At 69.1% G+C, this 6,239-nt stretch carries 9 protein-coding genes; 5 read left to right on the top strand and 4 right to left on the bottom strand.

Features of this window, described 5'->3' with window-relative positions; all coding sequences use genetic code 11:
• Positions 1 to 203 precede the first annotated feature (203 nt).
• Positions 204 to 602: a (deoxy)nucleoside triphosphate pyrophosphohydrolase gene (locus ACTWP6_RS29615; RefSeq protein ID WP_443189561.1), complete on the bottom strand. Its 399-nt coding sequence runs from the start codon at positions 600 to 602 to the stop codon at positions 204 to 206.
• Positions 603 to 629: 27 nt separating this feature from the next.
• Here ACTWP6_RS29615 and ACTWP6_RS29610 point away from each other — a divergent pair, with 27 nt between their 5' ends.
• Positions 630 to 911 carry a 4a-hydroxytetrahydrobiopterin dehydratase gene (locus ACTWP6_RS29610; protein ID WP_443189560.1) on the top strand — a complete coding sequence of 94 codons (282 nt, stop codon included), beginning with the start codon at positions 630 to 632 and terminating at the stop codon, positions 909 to 911.
• Here the strand turns inward: ACTWP6_RS29610 and ACTWP6_RS29605 are convergent.
• A complete protein-coding gene (locus tag ACTWP6_RS29605; RefSeq protein WP_443189562.1) occupies positions 859 to 2,085 on the bottom strand; it encodes a mannosyltransferase in 1,227 nt (408 codons plus the stop codon). The two genes, ACTWP6_RS29610 and ACTWP6_RS29605, sit on opposite strands and share 53 nt — an antisense overlap.
• A 182-nt stretch (positions 2,086 to 2,267) precedes the next feature.
• On the opposite strand from ACTWP6_RS29605, the gene ACTWP6_RS29600 reads away from it, so the two are divergent.
• Both ACTWP6_RS29600 and ACTWP6_RS29595 read left to right on the top strand, forming a co-directional pair.
• On the top strand, positions 2,268 to 2,873 hold the full coding sequence (locus tag ACTWP6_RS29600; protein ID WP_443189559.1) for a hypothetical protein: 606 nt from the start codon (positions 2,268 to 2,270) through the stop codon (positions 2,871 to 2,873).
• A gap of 68 nt (positions 2,874 to 2,941) precedes the next feature.
• Complete coding sequence (locus ACTWP6_RS29595; RefSeq protein ID WP_443189558.1) at positions 2,942 to 3,946, top strand: Rv1157c family protein; 1,005 nt, start codon at positions 2,942 to 2,944, stop codon at positions 3,944 to 3,946.
• A 27-nt stretch (positions 3,947 to 3,973) separates the two neighbouring features.
• Here ACTWP6_RS29595 and ACTWP6_RS29590 read toward each other — a convergent pair whose 3' ends face one another.
• Positions 3,974 to 4,120 (bottom strand): DUF1059 domain-containing protein, encoded by a 147-nt coding sequence (locus ACTWP6_RS29590; protein ID WP_082753974.1) that lies wholly within the window; start codon positions 4,118 to 4,120, stop codon positions 3,974 to 3,976.
• Between the two features lie 50 nt (positions 4,121 to 4,170).
• Between ACTWP6_RS29590 and ACTWP6_RS29585 the strand changes: the two genes are divergently transcribed.
• A complete protein-coding gene (locus ACTWP6_RS29585; protein WP_260754776.1) occupies positions 4,171 to 4,830 on the top strand; it encodes a nitroreductase family protein in 660 nt (219 codons plus the stop codon).
• Between the two features lie 31 nt (positions 4,831 to 4,861).
• Positions 4,862 to 5,251: a recombinase family protein gene (locus ACTWP6_RS29580; protein WP_260754777.1), complete on the top strand. Its 390-nt coding sequence runs from the start codon at positions 4,862 to 4,864 to the stop codon at positions 5,249 to 5,251.
• 40 nt (positions 5,252 to 5,291) lie between these two features.
• Here ACTWP6_RS29580 and ACTWP6_RS29575 read toward each other — a convergent pair whose 3' ends face one another.
• Entirely contained in the window at positions 5,292 to 5,876 is a 585-nt protein-coding gene (locus ACTWP6_RS29575) for an HhH-GPD-type base excision DNA repair protein (RefSeq protein ID WP_260754778.1), read from the bottom strand.
• Between the last annotated feature and the right edge of the window lie 363 nt (positions 5,877 to 6,239).

Below are 6,239 nucleotides of genomic sequence, written 5' to 3'. Positions count from 1 at the left end.
CGACGAGCAAAGGACCCAGGAGCACCGGCGAGACGCAACGCCGGAACCCCAGGCCGCCCACGTCAGAACCGCCCACCCACGCCACGAAAAGACCTCAACTACCCGCCACGTGAAAGATCGAGGCTAACGGGTGAACTGAAACCGGGCCGCAGGCGGCGAAAGCGCTGTTCTGAGGACCATTCCCGTTGCACAACGAGGTTGCGTCACGCGACGGCGCCGGCGAGCAACCGGATCAGGTCGGGCAGCCACGCCCGGTCGGCGGGCACCCACGGCAGGCCCTCGACCTCGTCGCCACGCACCCAGCGCAGCGCGTGGTGGTCGTGGGGCGTCACCACGCCCCTGGTCCGCGTGACGACGTAGGCGCGCAGACTCATCGTCGCGCTGACGGCGACGTCGCCTCCCACCCTGGCGCCGACCGTCACATCGACACCGAGCTCCTCGTTCAGCTCACGCGCCAGCGCGGCCTCGTCACTCTCCCCCGGTGCGACCTTGCCGCCCGGCAGTTCCCACAGCCCGGCCAGCTCCGGTGGGCGGGCGCGCTGGGCGACCAGCAGCGCCCCGTCCTCGACGAGCGCACCGGCCACCACGATCACGTTCGACATTGCGCCAGACGGTATACCGTCGTGGGCATGGCTGTGTTAACCGATGAACAGGTCGACGCCGCACTGCCGGAGCTCAACGGCTGGGAGCGCGCCCAGGGGACCGTGCGGCGATCCGTCAAGTTCCCGACTTTCCTGGACGGTATCGACGCCGTCCGCCGGGTCGCCGAGCACGCGGAGGCCAAGGACCATCATCCCGACATCGACATTCGCTGGCGCACAGTAACTTTCGCATTGGTCACGCACTCGGAAGGCGGTATCACGGACAAGGACCTGCAGATGGCTCGCGATATCGACGGGATCCTCGGATAGCGATCCAGGCCAGGGTCGTCAACGTGGCGACGATGTAGATCATGCCTGCCCACGCCAGGTACCACGGCCGTGGGATCACCCAGATGGTCGGCTGAGCGAAACTCAGCAGCCACGGCACGCCGACCAGGGTCAACACCAGCCAGCCCCAGCCGAGCACACGCGCGCCGAGCCGGTCGCGCAGCGGGCCGTGCAGCAGCCAGATCATCAGCGGCAACAGCCACACCCAGTGGTGCGTCCACGAGATCGGCGACAGGAGCAGACCGAACAACTCGACGATGACGATGGCGCCGAGCCGGTCGTCGGCACCCCCGATGGCCCGCCACGCCAGCAGCGCGAGCGCCGCCGTGACCACGATCCCGGCTAGCACGACCGGGCCGTAGCCCGCGTCATGACCGAGAATCCGCGAGATCCCGCCCCGCCACGACTGGTTGAACGACGTCCCGACCGGGCCCACCCGGTCGGCGTCGCCGAGCAGTTCGGTGAAGTACACGCGCGTCTGCTCCCCGACGAGCAGCGCCGACACGCCGATGGTGAGGAGAAAGACCGCCGCCGAGCAGAAGACCGCGGCCCAGCGCCGCGCACCGACGAAGTACAGCCCCGCCACCGCCGGCGTCAGCTTGACGCCGGCGGCCAGCCCGACCAGCAAACCTGACAGCCACCACTTCGAGGTGTAGACCGCGTACAGCACGGCGAGCACGAGCAGCACGTTGACCTGGCCGTAGTCGAAGGTGCTGCGCAGGGGCTCGGTCCAGATGCCGATGGCGGTCCACAGCATCGCGACACGCCGGTCGCCGGGCGCCGATTCCGGGGACAGCAGCCGTTGACACAGCCGCACCACGCCGTAGAGCGCGGCGATGATGCCGACCTGCCAGGCGAACGCCACGACGCCGAACGGCAGCAGGTGCAGCGGGAAGAAGACCACCGCCGCGAACGGCGGATAGGTGAACGGCAGCGGGAAGTCCGGCGTCTGCTCGCCGTAGACGAAGTCGTACAACGTGCCTGGTCCGTCGAGTTCGGCGGCGCCGCCGATGTACACGTGCAGATCGACGAAGTTGGCGCCGTTGGGCACGAGGTAGGTCCACGCCAGGCGCAGCGCGACGCTCAGGACCAACAGCGCGGGCGCCGCGGCCCGTAGCCGATCGGTCGCCCCGGTGGCGCATTCGGTGGTGTTTATTCGACCGACTCTAGCGAGCGGTCACCGTCCGCCTTCACCTCCGTAACAGTTCCATAAATGCCACACTTGTCACTTGAGTAACTCTAGTAACAGGCTAGCTTCGGGTGCAGGCGTGCCGTCAGTGTCTTTCTCGGTCATTCGCGGCCTCCATCAAGCGCCACCGACGGAATGGGAGAACTTTCATGCACCGCACCCGGAAACTGTTCGCAACATCGATGATCGCAGCGGCCGGGGCGGTGTCGGCTGCCGTGGCGCTGAGCGCCTCCGCCTCCGCCCAACCGGCGCCTGCGCCTGCCCCCGCGCCGGCTCCCGAGGTGCCGGGCCTGCCCTTCCTGCAGCAGCTGGCCGCCAACCCGGCCGCCGCCACGCAGATCATGCAGGGCTTCGCCAACATGATGGGCACCGCTCCGGCCGCGACGGCGTCCACCACGCCCGCCACCCCGGTCTCGGGTCCGGGTGCGACCGCGTCGATCAACCTGCCTCAGCCGGCGAACGTGCTGCCCGGCGCGACCGCTCTGCCCGGCGGCAACATGACCACCGTGCCGGTCGGCAACACCACCACGGTCCCGCAGACCGCGCCGGCGGCCGCGCCCGCGTCACCGCTGTCGGGCCTGACCGATTCACTCGGCGTGCCCGGCGGCCTGGCCTCGCTGCTGCCCGGCGGGACATCGCTGGCCGGCCTGCTGCCGACCGGCGCGACGGCACCGGTCACCGCCGCACCCGCGGCCGCAGCGCCGGCTCCCGCTCCGGTACCGCCGCTGTTCACCCCGCTCTCGGCCCTGCCGTGACCGACTGAACGAGCTCGACCCATCTGAAACCACCGATGTATTGGGGGATCATGCCTACGACCCGGCTCATGTCAGCAAGCCCGACGAAGCTCACCACCCAGCTGGCGGTGTGCTCATCCGCGCTGCTGCTGACGATGGGCGTGACCGGGGTGGCGCACGCCGAACCGGCGGCGCCGTTACCGATTGACGGGTCGCAGGCCCCCGGTCTGCCCGCCGTGCAGAGCCTGGGGCCGGTGATCCAGCAGGCGGCTTCTGATCCCACCAATGCGGCATCGATGTTGATGGCGGCCGCCGCCGTGTTCGCCGGGGACATGGCGGCGCCGCAGCCGTCGCGCGATGTGGCCTCAGCGGTCAATCAGTTCGTCGCTCAGCCCGTCGCGCACGTCCCGGCGACCGGCGCCGTACCGGGTACCGAGGCGCACCTACCCGCCGGCGTCAACCCCGCCCACGTCGTCGGCCCAGCCCCCGAGGCCGTGCCGCACGCGCTGCCCGAGGCACACGCGCCGGCCGCGGTCCCGACGCCGCCGGGACCCGCGTCCCCCGTTGCCCCGGTTCCCGCACCCGAGGTGGCCACGCCGGTCGCTGCGCCGGTGGAGCCCGCGGCCGCACCCGCCGCCCCCGCCGCCCCTGGTGCTCCGGCGGCTGCACCCGGGCTCGGCCCGAACGCACCGGTGACGCAGGACTTCCTCTATCCGTCCATCAGCAACGGCTGCCTTGCCGACGGCGGCAATGTGCTCGCAACCGCGATCTCGGTGGCCGGCCCGGCGACAATCCCGCTGCCCGGACCCGGCCCCGGCCAGACTGCGTACGTGTTCACCGCGATCGGCACGCCCGGCCCGGCGGCCGAGCAGAAGCTGCCGCTCAATGCGACATGGGTGAACCTGACCACCGGCAAGTCCGGCAGTGTCACCCTCAAGCCGCGCCCGGACATGAACCCCAACGGTCCGACGACGCTGACCGCCATCGCCGACACCGGTTCGGGCAGCATCATGTCGACGATCTTCGGTCAGGTCACCACGACCGAGAAGCAGTGCCAGTTCATGCCGACGATCGGCTCCACCGTCGTCCCCTGACCCCGCTGCGCCGCGCAGGGGCGTGGATCAGTAGGCCATGAACAGGATCGCCTCGCGGTCGTAGTCGCGACCCGGATGCACCTCGGACAGGTGCTTCTGGGCCTGCTCCACGAGGTCGTCCTCGTCCTTACCGGTGATCGCTTCGCCGCAGGGGCAGTTGAGATGAGTCTTCATGGGTTCACTTTGACACAGCCGCCGGCGGGCGATGAGACAAGATCGTCAACATGGACCTCTACGACGTCATGCGCACCACCGGAGCGGTCCGGCAGTTCACCGCGGACCCGCTGCCCGACGACGTGCTGCACCGGATCCTGGACAACGCGAGGTTCGCCCCGAGCGGCGGCAACCGGCAGGGCGTGCATGTGATCGCGGTCCGGGACCGGAACACGCGGGAAGCGCTCGCGGCGCGGAGCGCGACTGGCGCACGACGTTACGTCGCCCAGAAGCGCAACGGCGAAGGGCCGTGGAACCCATTGCGCCCCATGGAGATCAGTGAAGAGCAGGTCGCGGCCACCGAGGTGCCGGCCGACATGACGGCCCCGCTGCGCAGCGCGGCGGTGGTACTGGTGGTGTGCGTCGATCTCGGCGTGGTCGCGGCGATCGACCAGAACCTCGACCGGATTGGTCTGGTCGCCGGGGCGTCGGTGTATCCGTTCGTGTGGAACGTGTTGCTCGCCGCCCGCAACGAAGGCTACGGCGGCGTCCTGACGACCATGGCGGTCGCCGAGGAACCGGAGGTGAAGGCGCTGCTGGGCATTCCTGACGACTATGCCGTCGCCGCGGTGCTGCCGTTGGGCAAACCTCAGCGTCAGGTCAGCAAGCTGACGCGCAGGCCCGTCGCGGAGTTCGCAACCCGCGAGAGGTTCGACGGCGAGTCTCTGTGACGGCGCCCGCGCGAGGTGAGACCTTGGAACGGTGACGGTCACGCTGGGTTATGCCACGGCCGCGAACGGGGACCTCGACGAGCAACTCGCCGAGCTCGCTGCGGCCGGCGTGGATCCGCGCCGGATCTTCACCGACAAGACCGCAGGCTCGGTGGAGAAGATGCGGGCCGGACTGGTGGCGCTGCTCTCCTACGCGCGCTCCGGCGACGTCGTCGTCGTGGTGACGATCGAACGGCTGGGACGGTCCGCGGCGGAGGTGGCGCAGACGGTGGCCGACCTGACTCGCCGCGGGATCACGCTGCGCTGCCTGCGCAACGGGCTCGACACCGCCACCTCGACCGGACGCGTGGTCGCCGGGATCCTGTCCGACCTGGCCGCTCTGGACGTCCCTGGTTCCGCCGAAGCCGCACACAGGTCGTGATTCGGCCGCGGTGTGAGAGCGCCCCGCCGAGCAGGAGAAACTAGGCCTTCGCCGCCTTCGCTTCCTTGTTCTTGGCCTTGGCTTCCTTCTTGTACGCACGGACCTTCTGCAGCGAGCCGGGGTCCGTCACGTCCGCCACCGACATGTGCGTGCCCGCCTTGCCGTAGTCGCCGGCCGCGGTCCGCCAGCCTTTCGGGGTGACGCCGTACTGCTTGCCCAGTAGCGCCAGGAAGATCTTGGCTTTCTGCTCGCCGAAGCCGGGCAACGCTTTGAGCCGGCGGAGCACGTCGGCCCCGTCGGCTCCGTCGGACCACAAGGCCGTCACGTCGCCGCCGTACTCATCGACGATCACCTGCGCCAGGGCCTGCACCCGCTTGGCCATCGAACCCGGAAACCGATGCACCGCAGGCGTTTGCGCGCACAGCTCGGCGAACTTGTCGGGATCGTGGTCGGCGATCGACTGCGCGTCGAATCCGCCCATCCGGTCGGCGATCTTCTTCGGACCGCCGAACGCGACCTCCATCGGGATCTGCTGGTCGAGGAGCATTCCAACCAGCAACGCGAACGGATTGTCTTCCAGCAGAGCATCGGCCGCCGGCTCCTGAACCAACTGCAGTTTCGCCACGCGGCCAGTCTAGGACGACGCGACTCTCGGCTTCCCCGAAGCCGGTGCTGCGAACCGTCGGTGGCTGATAAAGCCCACCGCGAAATCGGAATGCCTCTGGATATCGAAGCCGTACGTCGACGCATCTCTGATGCGGATCGTCCCGACTGGACGTACACGTTGCGCAAACTCGGCAACAGCCGTTTCGGGATCTGGACCGGGTCGATTGTGCGAACGTGTAGGCGATAACGGCGGCAGAGTGTCGTCTGCCAGGAGGATGGGACCAGTGTGAGCTGATTTTGCCAGGGTGATGGGACCACCTGGATTGCCAGTTATGGGACCACCGGCGCGTCGCGTCGGTGGTCCCTTCATCTGTTCGTTTGA

Origin of the sequence: Mycobacterium sp. 4D054 (genome assembly GCF_052245755.1) — a bacterium.
GTDB lineage: Bacteria > Actinomycetota > Actinomycetes > Mycobacteriales > Mycobacteriaceae > Mycobacterium.
This window is presented reverse-complemented; position numbering and strand designations above follow the sequence as displayed.